The following is an 18,870-nucleotide window of genomic DNA, read 5'->3' on the forward strand; positions in this document are numbered from 1 at the left end:
AGCCCTTTTCCACATCAGAGCGCGTTAAAGCGACAGATCAGACGCAGGGAGAACACACATGGCGATGACGTCAGATACCCCGAGCAGCTCGTTTCGGCTCAGCATGCTTATCTATGATACACGCTACAGGTCGATAACGATCCAGATCGTGTTCTTGTTCTTGATCACGATGGGGTTTTGGTGGCTGGTGGATAACACCTTGGTCAACCTCGCCGAAAAGGGCAAAGACATTGATTTCAGCTTTCTAGGTGCGCGCGCGGGCTATGACATCAACCAGCGCTTGGTTGATTATTCCAGCGACAGCATCCATGCCACCGCGTGGCTGGTCGGCCTGCTAAACACCATTGTTTTGGCCGTGGTCGCGTGCATTTCTGCCACCGTGATTGGCGTGATCGCTGGCGTTTTGCGTTTGTCAAACAACTGGATCGTGTCCAAGCTGATGTCGATCTATGTCGAAATGTTCCGCAACGTGCCTTTGCTGTTGTGGATCATTGTGTTCTTTGCGGTCCTGACCGAAGTAACGCCTGCCCCCAATGCTTTTCGCGGTGAAAACCCTACGGCGTCGATGCTGTTTGGCGATGCGGTTGCCATTACCAACCGCGGCACTTACCTGCCCGCGCCGTTGTTTGACCGCAGCTTGGGCCAGATTGATATTGGTGTGGCGCATCTCAGCTCCAATTATCTGGTGATCCTTGCGGTCATCATCGGGTCCATCATGGGCTACCGCGCATTGCAGCGCCGCGCGACCGTGGTGCAAGAGGCGACGGGCCTGCGCCCCACCACATGGTGGAAATCGGCGCTCATCCTGATCGCGCCAATCGTGGTTGTCTTGATGGCGATGGGGTTCCATCTGGAATATGCCACGCTACAAGGCTTCAACTTTTCGGGCGGCGGCTATATCCGCAATTCCTACATTGCGATGTGGCTGGCGCTAACCTTCTACACCGGGGCGTTTATCGCCGAGAACGTGCGCGCGGGCATTCTTGCCATTTCCAGCGGGCAATCAGAGGCGGCTTTTGCCCTTGGCCTGCGCCCCAACCGCACGATGAATTTGGTGATCTTGCCGCAAGCGCTGCGCGTCATTATCCCGCCGTTGATTTCGCAATACCTCAATATCACCAAGAACACGTCGCTGGCGCTGGCCGTTGGTTACATGGACCTGCGCGCGACCTTGGGCGGTATCACGCTGAACCAAACAGGGCGCGAGCTGGAATGTATGATGCTGTTGATGCTGACCTATCTGGTGCTTAGTTTGATGATCTCAGGCGCCATGAACATCTATAACAATTCCGTCAAGCTGAAGGAGCGTTGAGATGAGCGATACACACAGCAACACTGCAGCTTATGTCCGCGATACCATGCTGCCGCAAAAAGCACCGCCCAGCAGCCAAGTTGGGGCCGTGCGCTGGGTGCGCGAAAACCTGTTTTCGGGGCCGTTGAACACAACCTTGACCGTGCTGGGCGTCTTGGCGGTTTACTATCTGGTCGCCAATATGGGGCCGTGGCTGCGCAACTCTATCTGGAACGCAAATTCCCTGTCCGAATGTCGTGAAATCCTTGCAGGGGCCAGCGGCGCCTGTTGGGGCGTGATCAAGGACCGCTGGCACCAATTGCTGTTCGGGTTCTATCCCCAAGACGCCTATTGGCGCCCCGTGCTGACCTTTGTTTTGATGATCGTCGCCGCAGCGCCCATCCTGTTTGAACAGGTGCCGCGCAAACTGTTGTGGTTTTCGGCCATTTTTCCGGGTGTCGCGTTCTTCATTCTTTGGGGCGGCAGCGTCTGGTTCCCGGTATTCGTGATGATGGGGTTTGTGGTTGGCTATGCGGCCTATATCGCGTTGCAGCGTGTGTCGGGGTTGGTGGCAACCATTGGTGCGCTTGCGGTTCCTGTGATCTGGTGGGTGTTTCTTGCAGGGCCGATCGGCGATCTGTTTGCCACGATCATTCCGATTGAACTCCCTCACATCGCGTCGGACGAATTTGGCGGCTTCATGATTTCGATCATCATCGGGGTCACGGGCATCGCGCTGTCGCTGCCGCTGGGCATCTTGCTGGCCTTGGGCCGTCAATCCGACATGCCTTTGGTGAAATGGATTTGCGTCGGCTTCATCGAATTTATCCGGGGCGTGCCCTTGATCACTTTGCTGTTCACCGCGTCCTTGCTGCTAAACTACTTCCTGCCGCCGGGCACCAGCTTTGACATCGTGCTGCGGGTTATCATCATGGTGACCTTGTTCGCTGCGGCCTATATGGCCGAGGTGGTGCGCGGGGGCTTTGCCGCCTTGCCACGCGGGCAGTATGAGGCGGCGGATTCGCTGGGCCTTGATTACTGGAAGGCGCAACGACTTATCCTGCTGCCACAAGCGTTGAAGATCTCGATCCCGGGCATCGTGAACACCTTTATCGGGCTGTTCAAAGATACCACCTTGGTCGTGTTCATCGGCATCTTGGACCCGATTGGCCTGTCCACAGCGATCCGTGCGGATAGCGATTGGAACGGCCTGTTCTGGGAACTTTACGCCTTCATCGCGCTATGTTTCTTCATCTTCTGTTACGGCATGTCCCGGTACTCGCAGTACCTAGAGGGCAAGCTGAAAACCGACCACCGTTAAGGGAGACCGCTATGTCAGACACAATGGCAGCCCGCGAAGTTGATCGCAGCCACATGCAGGTCAGCGATGAAATCGCGATTGATATCAACGGGATGAACAAATGGTACGGCACATTCCATGTGCTGCGCGACATCAACCTAACCGTTAATCGCGGTGAACGCATCGTGGTGGCTGGCCCGTCCGGGTCCGGTAAATCCACGCTGATCCGTTGCATCAACCGGTTGGAGGTGCATCAGGCGGGCAAGATCGTTGTCGATGGCACCGAACTGACGTCGGATTTGAAAAACATCGACAAGGTTCGGTCCGAAGTTGGGATGGTGTTTCAACATTTTAACCTGTTCCCGCATTTGACCATTCTGGAAAACCTAACCTTGGCCCCGATCTGGGTGCGCAAAACGCCCAAGAAAGAAGCAGAAGAAGTGGCGATGCATTACCTTCACAAGGTAAAAATCCCCGAACAGGCGCTGAAATATCCGGGCCAACTTTCGGGCGGGCAGCAGCAGCGCGTGGCGATTGCGCGCAGCCTGTGTATGAAACCCCGCATCATGTTGTTTGATGAACCGACATCGGCGCTGGACCCAGAGATGATCAAAGAGGTGCTGGACACCATGATCGAACTGGCCGAGGAGGGCATGACCATGATCTGCGTGACGCATGAAATGGGCTTTGCCCAAGCTGTGGCCAACCGCGTGATTTTCATGGACCAAGGCCAGATTGTAGAACAAAACAACCCACACGACTTTTTCAACAACCCGAAATCAGAACGCACCAAGCTGTTCTTAAGCCAGATCTTGGGTCACTGAAACAAAAGGAGGGGGGCGCTGCCCCCTCTTTGCCTTATGGCAAATTCACCCCCCGAGGTATTTTTGCCAAGATGAAATCGAAAGGCGCGTCAGGCCATAATTTCGCTGGGAATGATAAAGTCCAGCACAGCGCCGGTTCCAAACTCAACATCTTTCCAATCATCCGCTGAGAAATCCACGACCAAGGTGGCACCCGTCGGATAGCGCGCGAAATCTGCGTTTGCCGGGGCGCGGGTGATCAGTCGCGCCGCAAATTCTGCGATGCCGGGATTGTGCGCGATCAACATCACGCTGTCGGCATGGGCATGGCGCAGCACAGCCAGCAAAACATCTGGCCCCGCGTTGTACAGTGCTGGCTTTAGCGTTGCATCGGGTGCATCGGGCAATGCCGCGCGCATCCCGTCAAAGGTTTCGCGCGTGCGCTGTGCATCGGAACACAGCACCTCGGCTGGGGTGTAGCCGCGTGAGGCGAGCCATTGCCCCAGATCGGCAGCGGCGCGATGCCCGCGCGTGTTAAGCGGGCGATCGTGGTCGGGTGTCAGTGGGTCATCCCAGCTGGATTTGGCATGACGTGTCAGGATCAAACGTTTGGTCATTTGTGAAATTGCCCCATGTGATAGGCTGATTGTTCTGGCAGTCTTGCATAGGCTTGGGACAGGGGGCAAGCGCTCCGCACACCGCAGCCGTTTTTCATGCACTGCGCCCCGTCTGGTTGGTCCAAAAACCCGTGGCACAGGGGCAAATCATACCCTGCCCCGGTCAAAGCGCCGGCGGGGCAGGCGGTTAGGCAGGGTTTATCCGCGCAACTGTCGCAAGGTTTGGGCGAGGGCGGGGGCACATCAACCGCCTCTTTCAACGCCAAGGCGCCTCGAAACGATGCAAACAGCCCCGTGCGATCATTCACCAGCAGTCGCACCGGGCTGTCCCATGTGCGCCCCGTCCTCAACGCCCAAGCGTAAAACGGATGCCAAGGCGGGCCGCCAAATGGAAAAACCGCCTTGGCGCCCAGGCCGCAGGCCACCCCCCCGATCACCCGGCGCGACCAGCGGTCCACCGGGTCGGGGCTGCCATCGCGCCATTCCGGCCCCGCTGTCAGATGGGCCCAAAATCCGGGTTCTTGCGGCCCGATCAACAGCAGCGTGCGCGTGCCCGCAGGCAAGTCCACATCGCCATCCGCGGCAAACCCGCCCATAACGGCCAGAAAATGCGGGGCCAGTGCGGCCTCAACTACTGCCAGCGTCATCATTCCTCGCGCGGTTTTACCCGCGGTGCGACAGTGGCCGACCGGATCAGCGACCCAGCGCCATGATCAGTGAACAGTTCCAGCAAGCAGGCGTTTTGGATGCGCCCATCAAGGATCACCACTGCCCGCACGCCTTGTTCAATCGCCATCAAAGCCGTTTCGGTTTTGGGGATCATGCCGCCCGAAATCACGCCTTGGGTTGTCAACTCGCGCACCTCCTCGGGGGTCATCTGCGTGATCACCTCACCGTCAGCATTTTTCACGCCTGATACATCGGTTAGCAGCAACAAACGGTCTGCCTTTAGTGCGCCTGCAATTGCGCCCGCCGCTGTGTCGCCGTTCACGTTAAACGTTTCTCCATTGTCGCCGGGGGCCACAGGGGCCACCACCGGAATGATGCCTGCCTGGAACAAATCGCGCAGTACTTGCACCCGCATGTCGCGGGGGCGGCCCACAAACCCCAATTCGGGGTCGTCATAATCGCAAACCATCAGATCATCGTCTTTGCCCGAAATCCCCACGGCGCGGCCCCCCGCATCGTTGATCGCTTGCACAATCCGCTTGTTCACTAGGCCCGACAGCACCATCTCCACCACCTCAACCGTGGCCGCATCTGTCACGCGCTTGCCGCGAATGAACTCCGATTTGATGCCCAGTTTCGCCAATAGGCTGTTGATCATCGGCCCGCCGCCATGCACCACCACCGGGTTCAACCCGACTTGGCGCATGAACACGATGTCTTGCGCAAACTCTTCCATCGCCTCGGCGTCGCCCATCGCATTGCCGCCGAATTTCACAACGATAATCGCACCGTCATAGCGCTGCAAATAGGGCAGCGCTTCATTCAGGGTGCGGGCGGTGGCAATGGAATCGCGCATGTTCATGATCTGCTTTTTCATGGCTGGGGTCCCTTCTTGGGTTGTTCATTTGCTAACGGCTTTGTGCGCCAGTGCCAAGAGGGGGGGGGGCAGCGATGGGGCCAAGACATCTGACCACAGGCCATCTGCGCGCTGTCAAAATCGGGCAATCACAGGCACAGGTCGCCACCAGCGGATCACTGCGTCAAAACCACTGGCCCGGCTCCATCAGCCCCAAATCCATCAATTGCTGGCTATGCCACTGAAATTTGGTTGAATTGTGCCATTTGAAATCATGGATGTCATAGCGCGATCCCGGATTGGATTTCAGCGCCTTGGCCGTGCGAAACGATACCACCGATGTGGTGATGTTGTGGTGCCACGGGCAGGCATAGGTGTTATATTCTTCATCCGAAAAGGTATAATCGGCGCGCAATTTCAGGCCCGGCTTGGCGCGAAACAGCGCAATCCGGTCAATTTTACGCCGTGCGGCTGGAATATGTTCTTCAAACCGCCAGCGCAGACCGCCGAAAAAATCCAACTGGCGCTCGCGCGGATGGTTGTGGTTGGCCGGGTCCGGGCGGCCCAACGCGTAATAGCCGGACCTGTCCAGCATGGCCGTGTCCAGCGACACCGCCAAAGGGTGCGCAATCAGATCATCGGCATAAAGATCAATGACATAGGACAGCAGCGCATCGCGCCGCTCCTCGGTCTGAAAGGCCAACAGGTCGCGCACATTTCGCGTTTCGCAAAACGGGTGAAACAGATATTCGGCGTTGAACCCGTAATACATCCAAGTGCCGACAGCCGCCTCGATCACTTGATTGACCGCTGTTTGAATGGCCTCTGGCACATGGGTTTCATAATCCACCCGATGCACCTGATCTTCGACCGTTTGGGACAGGGCAATCTCGCGGTTGGCCAGCAAAATCACCGCACGAAACCCGATGTTCAGGTGATGCAGCACCGTGCTTTCAATTTCCACTTGGTCCTCGGCCATCACAATCGCAATCGGCCCTTTTGCCAGAATATCGCGCCCGGCCTCTATAAACGCCGCTAGGTTTTTATATCGCATTCTGTCCCCGGTCATTGGCCCGCAATCTGGCTTGGCGCGAATGGTAAAGGCTAGGCCACCCAAAGCGCAAGACCACATGCGCGGGGCCACCAAATCCACACAGCGTTGCGGCGGGGGCGCGCCCGGTGTAAACAGCCAATTAGACCGTGAAAAGGTGCCTGCCCCATGACGCAATCCACGACCCCGCCCATCATTCCGCCGAAAAAGCTGTTCATCAAAACCTATGGGTGCCAGATGAATGTCTATGACAGTGAACGCATGGCCGAAAGCTTGGGTTCGGTAGGCTATGTGCCCACCGACACGGTGGAAGATGCGGATATGGTGATGATCAACACCTGCCACATCCGTGAGAAAGCATCGGAAAAACTGTTTTCCGATCTGGGCCGTCTGCGCCCCGCCAAAGAGGCGAACCCAAACTTGAAAATTGCCGTGGCGGGCTGCGTGGCACAGGCCGAAGGCGCCGAAATTATGCGCCGGATGCCGCTGGTTGATCTGGTCGTCGGCCCGCAAAGCTATCACCGCTTGCCGGAAATGGAGGCAAAGGTCCAACGCGGCGAACGCGCGATCGAAACCGAATTTCCTGCCGAGGATAAGTTTGACCATCTGCCAGAACGCAAATCCCTGCGCGGCCCAACCGCGTTTTTGACCGTCCAGGAGGGCTGCGACAAGTTTTGCGCCTTTTGCGTCGTTCCCTATACCCGGGGTGCCGAGGTCAGCCGCCCCCCCGAACGCCTGCTGGCCGAGGCGCGCAATCTGGCCGCGCGCGGGGTGCGCGAACTCACGCTTTTGGGCCAAAACGTCAACGCCTACAGCGCAAACGGCTATGGCCTTGCGCGGCTGCTGCGCGAAATGGCCGCCCTGCCGGGGGTGGACCGCTTGCGCTATATGACCAGCCATCCCAATGATATGGAAGATGATCTGATCGCAGCCCACGGGGATTTGCCGCAGTTGATGCCCTATTTGCATCTGCCCGTGCAGTCCGGGTCCGACCGTATCCTTAAGGCGATGAACCGCAAACACACTGCCGCCGAATATCTGGCGGTGCTGGACCGCGTGCGCGCCGCCCGCCCCGACACGCTGATCACGTCTGATTTCATCGTGGGCTTTCCGGGTGAAACCGATGCCGATTTCGCCGATACTTTGGCGCTGGTGCGCAAGGTCGGCTATGGCATGGCCTATTCGTTCAAATACTCCGCCCGCCCCGGCACCCCTGCGGCGGAAAAGCCGGATGTGGAAACCCATGTCGCCGATGCCCGCCTGCAAGAACTGCAAGCCCTGCTGACCAGCCAACAGCGCGCCGCCCAAGATGCGATGGTGGGCCGCGAAATTGCTGTGCTTTATGAAAAGCAAGGTCGCCAAGCCGGGCAGATGGTGGGTAAATCGCAACATCTTCACGCGGTGCATGTGACCGATGCGACGGGCAAGGTGGGCGAATTGGTGCGCGCTATCGTGACCGAATCTAAAACGAATTCCCTTGCGGCGCGCCGCTTGGCCTAAGGTCCGGTTTCCGTATCATCGCCAAATGGCAGATATGCCCCGCATTCGCGCCCAAGCCGCAACTATTGGTGGCGGTCTGTGCCCTAGCACCCAGTTTTCGCTTTACAATTGGACCACCCGGTTGCAAACCTTCTCCCAGTTATTATGTCTGCGGAAAACCCGAGGGGGTTACCACTTTGAAACAAAAGTTCAATTTAGTGATGAAGACAATGATCGGGGCTGCAGTGCTTGCACTTGGCCTGACGGGGCCAACTGCGGTTATGGCGCAGCCCAAAGTCACGGGTCAAATCGAATGGGGTGCATGGATCGATGACGACGGTTGCATGCACTGGTGGGCGGATGGTGGCTTTGAAGGCTACATGGTGCCGCGCCGCGATAAGAAAACGGGCAGGGCAGTTTGCCTAAAAAAGAATACTTGTCTGGTGGAAAACACTGATACGTTGTTCCACACGGACAGTGCGCAGTTGACTTCTTATGGCAGATCGCGATTGCAGCAGTTTTTCCAAAGTACTGATGCTTTTGGGTATGGTATTTACGGTCACACAGATAGTCGTGCATCCAATGGCTATAACCAAAATCTTTCTGAACGCCGCGCGGCCGCTGTTGGCGCTGTTGCCCGCTCAGTCGGTGCTGCGGTTGAACGTCAGCAGGGCTATGGCGAAACACGGCCGGTCGCGTCGAACAATTCTGCCGCAGGTATGCAGCAGAACCGTCGCGTCGAAATCGTTTGCTACAGGTGGTAACAGATATGATGAACGCATTGAAAATAAGCGCATGTCTGGCCGCGGCAGGGATTTTGTCGGGCTGTGTTGTTGGCGAAAGGTTTGAAGGTACGGAACGGTATCGCGGCGCATCCTCGATCATTGCAACGGGTCAGGACCAAGGGATTGACACGGGCGTTTTGAACAACGGGCGCGGTGCTATTGCTTATGATCCGGATGGGTGTCAGCAGTACATAATTGACGATGGTTTAGAGGGCTATGCGACCAATCGCTCTGACCCCGTATCGGGCCTGCCAATTTGCAACAACCTGTATCCTCCGGGCACAGTGATCCGCGAATACCAATCGACAACTGAAGGTATTCAGGACCGCGTTTCCGGTCCAGGCCGCCGCACCGTGGTTGTCCGCCGCTAATGGCTTTGCAAACCAAATGAAGGGGCCGCAGCGCAAGCTGCGGCCTTTTTTCTATTGCCTGCGCCGTTTTGCAAATTACCTATGTGTCGCAATTGCAAAAACGTTCCTTGTCTTGATGGCCATTGCGCCCCACACTTTCCCTATCGTTTTCACCAAAAGGAGACTGCCTTGGTCATCAGCGCGCTGACTCCCCCGACCAATCCACAAGACGTGATCGAAACCCTGCTGGAATTTCCCGATAACCGCTTGTTGATTGATCTGTGCGGCCAATTTGATCGCAATTTGGCACAAATCGAACAGCAGACCGCTGTGAACATCTTGCGACGGGGCAATCTGTTGGCCGTGATCGGCGAGAAAAGCGCGCGCGACCATGCCGCATCGGTCATCCACGCCCTTTATGCCCGGCTTGAAGCGGGGCGCGGGATTGAGGCGGGCGATATCGACGGTGCTATTCGCATGGGCCGCCCGATGCCTGACCGTGCCCTCGTTTCAACCAGCCAAATCGAACTGGTCTCGGGCGATAAATACGAATTGCGCACTCGCAAAAAGCCTGTTGACCCGCGCACCGAAGCGCAAAAGGCCTATGTTGCGAATTTGTTCGATCATGAACTTGGTTTTGGCATCGGCCCTGCTGGCACGGGCAAAACCTATCTGGCCGTGGCCGTTGGCGTCACGATGTTTCTGGCGGGTGCGGTCGATAAAATCATCCTGTCGCGCCCGGCGGTGGAGGCGGGCGAACGCCTTGGCTTTTTGCCCGGCGATATGAAGGATAAAATCGACCCCTACATGCAGCCGCTTTATGACGCGCTGAACGATTTTTTGCCGCAGAAACAACTGGCAAAAATGATGGAAGAAAAGCGGATCGAAATTGCACCGCTGGCCTTCATGCGGGGCCGCACGCTGGCCAACGCATTCGTGGTTCTGGATGAGGCGCAAAACGCCACCACCATGCAGATGAAAATGTTTCTGACCCGTCTCGGCGAAGGATCGCGCATGGTGATCACAGGCGACCGAACCCAAGTCGATCTGCCGCGCGGCACTGCCAGCGGTTTGGCCGATGCGGAACGGATTCTGGCCGGGGTGCGCGGCGTCAGCTTCAACTATTTCACCTCCAAAGATGTCGTGCGTCACCCGCTTGTCGCCCGCATCATTGAGGCGTATGAGGCGCATGATGGACCCGTTGGTTGACACAGTGATTGAAGATGCCCGGTGGGACGGCTTTGGCCTGCCCGCCGTGGCAATCCGCGCCGCAACCGCAACGCTGTCCCATTTAGGTCTTGCAACACAAGGGTTTACCTTATGCGTGATGGGTTGCGACGATGCCCATATCGCCACGCTGAATGCCGATTTTCGGGGCAAACCCACGCCCACCAATGTGCTGTCTTGGCCATCTGATGAACGCAGCGCCGAATTTGCGGGCGAGGTGCCAGACGCGCCCGAACCCGGCCCGCCCGATGATCCCGAATCCCTTGGCGACATCGCCATCGCATGGGAAACCTGCGCGGCCGAGGCGATGGCCGCCCATAAATCCATGCCCGATCATGTGACCCATTTGGTCGTTCATGGTGTGTTACATCTTTTGGGCTACGACCACGAAGATGACATAGATGCCACATTGATGGAAACCACCGAACAGCGCATACTTGAAACCTTGGGCATTACAGACCCATATAGTTAAATTGCCCCGCAATAGGGGTTTTTCGTCGGAAAAGGACAGATGGGTAGTACGAACACCGGGTCAGCCGCTTTGGAACAACAAAGTACGCCAGACCAAGACGATGTCGAGCCTCCGCAACGGGGCTTTTTTGGTCGTATCATAGACGCGCTCAGCCCGTCTGAAACCTCAACCGACGGGCAATCTGCCCCCATCCAAGGCCCCGTGCGCGCCGTTCTGGGCGCATCGACCCACGGCATCGCCAACCTGCGCAAGTTGCGCGTGGATGATGTTGCCGTGCCAAAGGTTGAAATCACCGCAGTCCCCATCACCATCGGCAAGGATGAATTGGTGGAGGTGTTTCGCGAAAACGGCTTCAGCCGCGTCCCCGTCTATAAAGGCACGCTGGATCACCCTTTGGGTTTGATTTTGCTCAAAGATTTGGCGCTGCAATACGGGTTTGCGGGCGCATCGGGCAAGTTTTCTCTGCGCAAAATGCTGCGCCCCATGCTCTATGCCCCACCCTCTATGCCAGTCGGCGTTTTGCTGCAGAAAATGCAAAAAGAACGCGTGCATATGGCCTTGGTCATTGATGAATACGGCGGTGTTGATGGTTTGGTCACGATTGAGGATTTGATCGAAACCGTGATCGGCGAGATTGAAGATGAACACGACGAGGTTGAAGGCGCTTTGTGGAAGGAAGACCCCGAAGGCGTGTTTTTGGCCCAAGCCAACGCGCCCTTGACCGAATTTGAACAGGCCCTTGGCGTCACCTTGCGCAACAGCGAGGAAGATGGTGATGTGGACACATTGGGCGGCCTCGTCTTTCTGCGCTTGGGCCGAATCCCCGCGCGCGGCGAAATCATCCCCCATGAAAGCGGCGCTGAATTTGAGGTGGTGGAGGCTGACCCCCGCCGCATCAAACGCATCCGCGTGCGCAGACCGGGAGCCGCGCGCCGCCTCACCCCCGCAGAGGCAAAAGCAGCCGTCCCCGCGGAAGCAAAAGCAGCCACCCCGGTGGTAGAAACAAAAGCAGCCGCCGAATGAAAATCCGCCTTTTCGGCGCGTGGCCCGGCTGGTCGCGCGCAGGGCTGGCCTTTGGCCTTGGCGCGGTTATTGCATCGGGCCAAGCGCCGCTGGGCCAATGGCCCTTGGCGCTGACAGGCCTTGCCGCCGGTTTGATGCTGGTGGCGCAGGCCCGCAGCGCGCCCGCTGCCGCATGGACTGGGCTGTTTATCGGCGGCGGCCATTTCGCCCTCGCCCTGTCGTGGATTATTGAACCGTTCTTGATCGAACCCGAAGTTTACGCATGGATGATCCCCTTTGTTCTCATCCTCTTGCCCTTCGGCCTCGGCCTGTTTTGGGCGCTGGCGGCGGGCATCGCGCACCGCTTTGGCGCAACTTACGCCCACCGTGTGCTGTTGTTCGCAGTCACACTTACGGCCGCCGAACTCACCCGCGGTTATATTTTCACGGGCTTTCCTTGGGCGATGATCGGTCATATTTTCATCGACACGCCCATCGCACATCTCGCCACATTCGCCGGGGCAGGGGGGCTAACGTTGCTGGCAGTCCTTGTCACAGGCCTGCCAGTGGCCCTTGGCGGGCGCTGGATTGCGGTGCCCATCCTGTCCTTGTTCGTGGCGACCGTCTGGGGCGATAATTTGCAAAGCCCGGCATACCCCGCCGATCTGACCATCGTGCGCCTTGTGCAGCCCAATGCCGAACAAAGCTTGAAATGGGACCCCGACCGCGCGCAAGACCACATGGACCGCCTGTTGGAATTGACCACCGCGCCGGGTCCAAACGCCCCGCCTGATATGGTGGTCTGGCCCGAAACCTCGGTCCCGTATCTTTTGAACAATAACGACGACATTTTGCGCGTGATTGGGCGCGCGGGGCAAGGCGCGCCCGTGGCCTTTGGCATCCAACGGGTCGATGGCAATCGTGGCTACAACACCCTTGCGGTGGTGGATCAAACGGGCCGCCTCACCCAGCTTTATGACAAACATCACCTTGTGCCTTTCGGCGAATATATCCCCTTTGGCGATATTGCTTACGATCTGTTCGGCATCACCGCCTTTGCCGCGCAACAAGGGGCGGGCTATTCTGCGGGCCCGGGCGCCGCCGTTCTGGACCTTGGCCCAAAGCTTGGTCGCATCCTGCCCCTGATTTGCTATGAGGCGGTGTTCCCCCAAGACCTGCGCGCCGCCCCCATACGCGCGGATTGGATTTTGCACATCACCAATGATGCGTGGTTCGGTACGCTGACCGGGCCGTGGCAACATCTGGCACAGGCTCGCCTGCGCGCGATTGAACAAGGCCTGCCCTTGCTGCGTGCCGCCAACACGGGCGTATCGGCCGTGATTGATGCGCGCGGCCGCGTGGTTGCCAAAATCCCGCTGGGCCGCGCTGCGTTCATTGATGCCGCCTTGCCCCCACCCTTGCCCCCCACGCTTTACGCCCGCCACGGCGATTTGCCGCTGGTTTTGTTGCTGCTTGGCACTGTTTTGGCCCTTGTTTCATTGCGCCCGCGCCGCCGTGCTTGACACCCGCCCCGCGCGGGCCTAGGGCAAGCCACCTACCGTCACAACGGCTTCCTGACGTGACGCGTTTAACCAACGGAGCACTTCCCCATGTCACGAAATAATTACGTATTTACGTCCGAGTCCGTCTCGGAGGGCCACCCCGACAAGGTCTGCGACCGCATTTCGGACGCTATCCTTGACGCGTTCATCGCGATCGAACCCAACGCCCGTGTTGCTTGTGAAACCTTTGCCACCACCAAACGCGTGGTCGTCGGCGGCGAGGTGGGCTTGGCCGATAAGGCCAAACTGAAAGAAATGATGGGCAATGTCGAAGGCATCGTGCGCGATTGCATCCGCGACATCGGCTATGAACAAAAGAAGTTTCATTGGGAAACCTTGAAGGTTCACAACTACCTGCACGAACAATCCGCCCATATCGCCCAAGGCGTCGACAAAGACGGCGCTGGCGACCAAGGCATCATGTTCGGCTATGCTTGCCGTGAGACGGAGGCGCTGATGCCCGCGCCCATTCAGTACAGCCACGCTATCCTAAAGCGTCTGGCCGAGGTGCGCAAATCCGGTCAGGAATCCACCCTGCGCCCCGATGCGAAATCCCAAATCTCGCTGCGCTATGAAGATGGCAAACCGGTAGAGGTGACCTCCATCGTGCTGTCCACCCAGCATGAGCATAAAAAGCAAAAAAGCGCAGATATCCGCGCCATCGTGGAACCCTATATCCGCGAGGTGCTGCCCGCCCATTGGATTACACCCAACACTGAATGGTGGGTGAACCCGACAGGTACGTTTGTGATCGGCGGCCCAGATGGGGACGCGGGCCTGACAGGTCGCAAGATCATCGTCGACACTTACGGCGGTGCGGCCCCCCACGGCGGCGGCGCGTTTTCCGGCAAAGACCCGACCAAGGTGGACCGTTCGGCCGCCTATGCCGCGCGCTATTTGGCGAAAAACGTGGTGGCCGCAGGGCTGGCCGATCGCTGCACCATTCAGGTGTCATATGCGATTGGCGTGGCCAAACCAATGTCGATCTATGTCGACACGCATGGCACCGGCAACGTGCCGGACGCCGAGCTGGAAAAGGTGATCTGGGCTGCAATGGACCTGACCCCGCGCGGCATCCGCACCCATCTGGACCTGAACAAACCCATCTACGCCCGCACCTCCGCCTACGGCCACTTCGGCCGCGAACCGGACGCGGATGGAGGGTTTAGCTGGGAAAAAACAGACCTGATCGACGCGCTGAAAAAGCCGTTCTGATTGGGGTAAAACTTGGTGAAAGGCCCTGCGCAAGCGGGGCTTTTTGCGTTTGGGGGGCTGCCGTGTTTGTCTGCAATGCGGGACGAAGCGGTTATTCGTCGCCCTCAAGCCTCAATCACATGCCAAACTTCAGAGCCACTCTTCAAGGTGCGGGTGCCAATTAACAAGTCTGTCGTAGAGGGTTCGGAAATTTCTCCGTAACTCCGCTGTGGAAAGCGAAACCAGTTCACCGGACGCCACTTCGATCAGGTCATGGAGAAGAACCTTAGAAGCCCACGTGCCTATAAACACATGTTTGCGCCAAGTAGCACTTGCAAACGTCTTCAGAGGCAATCCTTCTACTGTTTTCCAGTAATCCTTGTCGCGAGTAGTTCGTATCATTTTTGCTATCTGGCGCGCCCGAGTAAGAGAGGGCACTTTTTGTATTTTGTATTTTGTAATCGAAAACGGAATGCCCAGTTTCACGGACAAAAGACGCCTGTATTGCCGCTTCTGTGACGTCGAATTCCTGAGAAATAGATTTCAGTTGACGCGCGAAAATCGCGCCTTTCTGCCGGATAATCTCTTTCACTTCCTCAAACGCATTACCTAAGTTTTCAAGCTTCATCGCCTTATCTTTCAAAGCCTCGGACTATTGCCTTCGGCTGCTGAGTGTGAAATTTCGCGGCACACATTACAACCCATAACGGACGCACTAAACTCCGCACGGTTAATGACCGCAAAGGGCTCAAAACAGTCATTAAGCCTTTTCTTGGCGCCAACTGCCCCCTCACCCCTTCCACTCCGCCACCAACGCCTTCGCCCCACTGACCAAAACGCCAATATCCATCCCCACGGCGGTAAACGTGCATCCCGCCGCCACAACCTCGCGCAACAACGCAGGGTCGGATGCCAAAAACCCCGCCGCTTTGCCCGTGGCCGCAATCCGCCGCACCGCGTCCAAAATGGCTGCTTTCACCTCAGGGTGGCCCATATTGCCCGGGTGCCCCATCGACGCTGCCAAATCGGCCGGGCCGATGAACACGCCGTCCACCCCTTCCACCGCCGCAATCGCCTCAATCTGGCCCAACGCGGCCTTTGTCTCCACCTGCACCAGCAAGCAAATCTCATCGTTGGCGCGCGCGGTGTAATTTGGAATGGCCCCAAACCGGGTGGCCCGCGACATGCCCGACACGCCGCGCACTCCACGCGGCGGGTACATCACGGCCGCCACCGCCGCCCGCGCTTCCTCTGCCGTTTGCACATACGGCACCAAAACCGTCTGCGCGCCGGCGTCCATCAACCGCTTAATCTCCACCGCGTCGTTCCAGCCGGGGCGCACCGCGGCATGGGCGGGGTAGGGGGCCAGCGCTTGCAGCATCGCTTGCACATTTGCGGGGTCATTCGGCGTGTGTTCGCAATCGACCAGCAACCAGTCAAACCCACAGGTCGCCAGCGCCTCGGCCGTCGCTGCACTGGGGATCGACACCCACAGCCCGATTTGCTGCTGCCGCGCCTTCAACGCCGCCTTAAACGTGTTCTTTGGTAAATCCATATCCAGCCCCCCTTATGCCAACAGCATCGCCAAACGCCGCACCGCCGCTTTGTACCCTTCGGTCCCCAAGCCCGCGATCACCCCTTCCGCGCGCAGCGACACATAGGAATGGTGCCGAAACGCCTCGCGCTTGTGAACATTGGAAATATGCACCTCAATCACGGGGCCTTCAAACGCGTTCAGCGCATCCAAAATCGCGATCGACGTATGCGTGAACGCACCAGGATTAATCACAATCCCCGCCGCCTTTTCGCGCGCTGCATGAATGGTGTCGATGATCGCCCCCTCGTGGTTTGATTGAAATGCCTCCAGCGCCAGCCCCAAACCTTGCGCCAGCGCCATACAATCGCGCTCCACATCGGCCAGCGTCTCATGCCCGTAAATTTCGGGCTGGCGCTTGCCCAACAGGTTCAGGTTGGGGCCGTTCAGCAAATAAACCGTCTTCATCACACCATCCTTGGGCTAATTTTGACGCAGCTTCGCCCCGCCCACGCAAAATTGCAACGCCCCCCATCATTTGGTCCCAAATATCCGCGCCGCAGGCTCAACCGCGCCCCACCTTGACGCCCTTCCCCCCACAGGCTACCCCCGCCTGCGCCAACCAAGGGGGCCGCCATGACCAACGACAACGCCGAAAACCAACGGGACACGGCCCCCGACCGCCGCAATTTCTATGGCCGCCACCATGGCAAAACCCTGCGCAGCAGTCAAAAAACCTATCTGCAGGAAGACCTCGAACGCCTCCGCCCCCCCGGCACCAGCCGCACGGACAACCCCGACCGCACCCCGGTCAATCCGGCGCAGTTTTTTGGTGATGCGCGCCCCTTGTGGTTGGAAATCGGCTTTGGCGGTGGCGAACATCTGGTGCATATGGCGGCGCTGAACCCCAATGTCGGCATTATCGGCTGCGAACCCTTCGTGAACGGTGTTGCCATGCTGTTGGGCAAAATCCGTCAGGCCGATGTCACAAATCTGCGCGTCCACCCCGAAGACGTGCGCGATCTGTTCGACATCCTGCCCGATGCCTGCATCGCCAAAACTTTCCTCAACTACCCCGATCCTTGGCCAAAAGCGCGCCACCACCGCCGCCGCTTTGTCACGCAAAACCACCTGAAACCCCTTGCCCGCGTGATGCAGCCGGGCGCAGAGCTGCGCATCGCCACCGATATCGACGATTACGTTCGCCAAACCCTAGAGGAGGTGCCCCAAGCAGGTTTCAACCTCCTCTCCAACACCGCAACCCCTTGGGCCGATTGGATATCAACGCGCTATGAACAAAAAGCCATCCGCGAAGGGCGCCCGCAGCATTACCTAACCTATCGCCGCAAATAGGCGCGCTTCAACTTTGCTTTGGGCTTTGCGGGCGCGGGGGGCGCGTTTTGTACACGGGCAACACCCAGCCAAACGCAATGCTGCCTGCGCGCAAAACAAACGTCACCCCCGCACAGGCCAACAGCGCCGCATCTGCCGGATAGCCAAACCAAACCACCGCCACGGCGGCCCCGGCACCGGCAAAGGCGGCGGTCGCATAAACCTCGCCCTGTTTCAAAACCAGCGGTACCTCATTGCACACCACATCGCGCAGCAACCCGCCAAAACAGCCTGTGGCAACCCCCATGACCATCATAATCGCCCAGTGCTGCCCCATGCCCATCGCGACGCCAACCCCCGCAGGCACCGCAATCGCCAGCGCAAAGGCATCCAGCCACACAATCGCGCGGTACCGGCTTTCCAACCGATGCGCGCCAAAAAACACCACCACCGCCGCCGCAACCGCAGCCAGCAAAATCGTTGGGTCCGCAACCCAAAACACCGCATCCCGGTTCAGCAACACATCGCGAATGGTGCCCCCGCCCACCGCCGTCAGGCAGGCAACAAAGATAAAGCCCACAATGTCCAACTGGCTGCGTGATGCCACCAAGGCCCCCGTCAGGGCAAACACCGCCACCGATGCGAAATCCAACGCCGCCAGCAGCGTCACTTCGCACCCCCGGCCTTAAACGGGGCCATACCCGCGCGCGCCAACTCATCCGCGCGCTCGTTTTCCACATGCCCCGCGTGGCCCTTAATCCAGCGCCATTCCACCGTGTGGCGCAACCGCGCCTCATCCAGCCGTTGCCACAAATCGACGTTCTTCACCGCCGATCCCGCCGCCGTGCGCCAATTCTTGCGCTTCCAGCCCACCAACCACTCGGTAATTCCGTTTTTCACATAGGCGCTGTCGGTCACCACAATAATATCGCTCGGGCGCGCCAACGCCTCCAGTGCCGAAATGGCTGCCATCAATTCCATCCGATTGTTGGTGGTATCGGCCTCACCACCTTGCAAACAGCGCTCTTTGACCACCGCCTCGCCGTCACGCGCCAGCATCAACACGCCCCAACCACCGGGGCCGGGATTGCCCGAACAGGCACCATCGGTATAGGCATAAAGCTGCGGCATCATCTTCTCCCTCGGGTTCGCGCCACCCCTAGCCACCCCCCGCCCAAAGGTCCAGCGCCCCCCAATTCATCTTGGCAAAAATACCTATCGCGGTTTTGCCCCGCAAATCCGCGTTGCCGCAGGCTTGTCTTATGAAGGTCCCAGCTTTTGTGCGAAACAAGAGCCACAGACAAGCATTTTGAAATGCTTGTCTGTGGTGGTGGTTGGATCGTTTA

At 58.3% G+C, this 18,870-nt stretch carries 21 protein-coding genes and 1 riboswitch; of the genes, 12 read left to right on the forward strand and 9 right to left on the reverse strand.

Translation table 11 applies throughout. The annotated features are described in order from the left end of the window. Positions 1-58 precede the first annotated feature (58 nt). From BMY36_RS06750 to BMY36_RS06760, 3 genes are read left to right on the forward strand one after another with little or no spacing between them, the layout of a single operon-like run. A complete protein-coding gene (locus tag BMY36_RS06750; RefSeq protein WP_050521197.1) occupies positions 59-1,312 on the forward strand; it encodes an amino acid ABC transporter permease in 1,254 nt (417 codons plus the stop codon). A gap of 1 nt (position 1,313) precedes the next feature. Further along, positions 1,314-2,612, forward strand: a complete 1,299-nt coding sequence (locus BMY36_RS06755) for an amino acid ABC transporter permease (protein ID WP_050521198.1) — start codon at positions 1,314-1,316, stop codon at positions 2,610-2,612. Between the two features lie 11 nt (positions 2,613-2,623). Further along, the gene (locus BMY36_RS06760; RefSeq protein ID WP_050521199.1) at positions 2,624-3,415 is read left to right on the forward strand and encodes an amino acid ABC transporter ATP-binding protein; all 792 of its coding nucleotides are present in this window, start codon (positions 2,624-2,626) and stop codon (positions 3,413-3,415) included. An 89-nt stretch (positions 3,416-3,504) separates the two neighbouring features. Here BMY36_RS06760 and BMY36_RS06765 read toward each other — a convergent pair whose 3' ends face one another. From BMY36_RS06765 to BMY36_RS06780, 4 genes are all read right to left on the reverse strand, one after another. Continuing rightward, positions 3,505-4,011 (reverse strand): SixA phosphatase family protein, encoded by a 507-nt coding sequence (locus tag BMY36_RS06765; protein WP_050521200.1) that lies wholly within the window; start codon positions 4,009-4,011, stop codon positions 3,505-3,507. Next, positions 4,008-4,658 (reverse strand): hypothetical protein, encoded by a 651-nt coding sequence (locus BMY36_RS06770; protein ID WP_050521225.1) that lies wholly within the window; start codon positions 4,656-4,658, stop codon positions 4,008-4,010. The genes BMY36_RS06765 and BMY36_RS06770 overlap by 4 nt, the downstream gene beginning before the upstream one ends. After that, positions 4,658-5,557: an acetylglutamate kinase gene (gene argB / locus BMY36_RS06775; protein ID WP_050521201.1), complete on the reverse strand. Its 900-nt coding sequence runs from the start codon at positions 5,555-5,557 to the stop codon at positions 4,658-4,660. The genes BMY36_RS06770 and argB overlap by 1 nt, the downstream gene beginning before the upstream one ends. 163 nt (positions 5,558-5,720) lie before the next feature. After that, complete coding sequence (locus tag BMY36_RS06780) at positions 5,721-6,590, reverse strand: hypothetical protein (RefSeq protein WP_050521202.1); 870 nt, start codon at positions 6,588-6,590, stop codon at positions 5,721-5,723. Between the two features lie 165 nt (positions 6,591-6,755). Here BMY36_RS06780 and miaB point away from each other — a divergent pair, with 165 nt between their 5' ends. The 8 genes from miaB (at position 6,756) to metK (ending at position 14,679) form a co-directional block, all read left to right on the forward strand. After that, positions 6,756-8,087 (forward strand): tRNA (N6-isopentenyl adenosine(37)-C2)-methylthiotransferase MiaB, encoded by a 1,332-nt coding sequence (gene miaB, locus BMY36_RS06785; protein WP_050521203.1) that lies wholly within the window; start codon positions 6,756-6,758, stop codon positions 8,085-8,087. Between the two features lie 176 nt (positions 8,088-8,263). Further along, complete coding sequence (locus BMY36_RS06790; protein ID WP_231579788.1) at positions 8,264-8,830, forward strand: OmpA family protein; 567 nt, start codon at positions 8,264-8,266, stop codon at positions 8,828-8,830. Between the two features lie 5 nt (positions 8,831-8,835). Beyond that, positions 8,836-9,222 carry a hypothetical protein gene (locus tag BMY36_RS06795; protein ID WP_050521204.1) on the forward strand — a complete coding sequence of 129 codons (387 nt, stop codon included), beginning with the start codon at positions 8,836-8,838 and terminating at the stop codon, positions 9,220-9,222. A 168-nt stretch (positions 9,223-9,390) separates the two neighbouring features. Then, on the forward strand, positions 9,391-10,410 hold the full coding sequence (locus tag BMY36_RS06800; RefSeq protein WP_050521205.1) for a PhoH family protein: 1,020 nt from the start codon (positions 9,391-9,393) through the stop codon (positions 10,408-10,410). Next, positions 10,394-10,900 (forward strand): rRNA maturation RNase YbeY, encoded by a 507-nt coding sequence (gene ybeY / locus BMY36_RS06805; protein ID WP_050521206.1) that lies wholly within the window; start codon positions 10,394-10,396, stop codon positions 10,898-10,900. Before BMY36_RS06800 ends, ybeY begins: the two co-directional genes overlap by 17 nt. Positions 10,901-10,939: 39 nt before the next feature. Further along, entirely contained in the window at positions 10,940-11,923 is a 984-nt protein-coding gene (locus BMY36_RS06810) for a hemolysin family protein (protein ID WP_050521207.1), read from the forward strand. Next, positions 11,920-13,425, forward strand: coding sequence for an apolipoprotein N-acyltransferase (lnt, locus tag BMY36_RS06815; RefSeq protein ID WP_050521208.1), 1,506 nt, complete (start codon positions 11,920-11,922; stop codon positions 13,423-13,425). Before BMY36_RS06810 ends, lnt begins: the two co-directional genes overlap by 4 nt. 32 nt (positions 13,426-13,457) lie before the next feature. Then, positions 13,458-13,505: riboswitch (SAM-SAH riboswitch) on the forward strand. A gap of 7 nt (positions 13,506-13,512) precedes the next feature. Next, a complete protein-coding gene (metK, locus tag BMY36_RS06820; RefSeq protein WP_050521209.1) occupies positions 13,513-14,679 on the forward strand; it encodes a methionine adenosyltransferase in 1,167 nt (388 codons plus the stop codon). A gap of 265 nt (positions 14,680-14,944) precedes the next feature. Here metK and BMY36_RS06825 read toward each other — a convergent pair whose 3' ends face one another. The 3 genes from BMY36_RS06825 to aroQ all read right to left on the reverse strand — a co-directional run bounded on the left by BMY36_RS06825 (position 14,945) and on the right by aroQ (position 16,660). Continuing rightward, positions 14,945-15,286, reverse strand: coding sequence for a hypothetical protein (locus tag BMY36_RS06825; protein ID WP_050521210.1), 342 nt, complete (start codon positions 15,284-15,286; stop codon positions 14,945-14,947). 162 nt (positions 15,287-15,448) lie between these two features. Continuing rightward, complete coding sequence (locus BMY36_RS06830; RefSeq protein WP_050521211.1) at positions 15,449-16,213, reverse strand: HpcH/HpaI aldolase family protein; 765 nt, start codon at positions 16,211-16,213, stop codon at positions 15,449-15,451. Between the two features lie 12 nt (positions 16,214-16,225). Further along, positions 16,226-16,660, reverse strand: coding sequence for a type II 3-dehydroquinate dehydratase (gene aroQ / locus BMY36_RS06835; RefSeq protein WP_050521212.1), 435 nt, complete (start codon positions 16,658-16,660; stop codon positions 16,226-16,228). 168 nt (positions 16,661-16,828) lie between these two features. Between aroQ and trmB the strand changes: the two genes are divergently transcribed. Continuing rightward, positions 16,829-17,545, forward strand: a complete 717-nt coding sequence (trmB, locus tag BMY36_RS06840; RefSeq protein WP_050521213.1) for a tRNA (guanine(46)-N(7))-methyltransferase TrmB — start codon at positions 16,829-16,831, stop codon at positions 17,543-17,545. Positions 17,546-17,552: 7 nt separating this feature from the next. On the opposite strand, the gene BMY36_RS06845 is transcribed toward trmB, so the two are convergent. Both BMY36_RS06845 and rnhA read right to left on the reverse strand, forming a co-directional pair. Further along, on the reverse strand, positions 17,553-18,194 hold the full coding sequence (locus tag BMY36_RS06845) for a trimeric intracellular cation channel family protein (protein ID WP_050521214.1): 642 nt from the start codon (positions 18,192-18,194) through the stop codon (positions 17,553-17,555). Next, positions 18,191-18,655 (reverse strand): ribonuclease HI, encoded by a 465-nt coding sequence (rnhA, locus tag BMY36_RS06850; RefSeq protein ID WP_050521227.1) that lies wholly within the window; start codon positions 18,653-18,655, stop codon positions 18,191-18,193. Before rnhA ends, BMY36_RS06845 begins: the two co-directional genes overlap by 4 nt. Positions 18,656-18,870 lie beyond the last annotated feature (215 nt).

Source organism: Pseudorhodobacter antarcticus (genome assembly GCF_900110135.1).
Taxonomy (GTDB): domain Bacteria; phylum Pseudomonadota; class Alphaproteobacteria; order Rhodobacterales; family Rhodobacteraceae; genus Pseudorhodobacter; species Pseudorhodobacter antarcticus.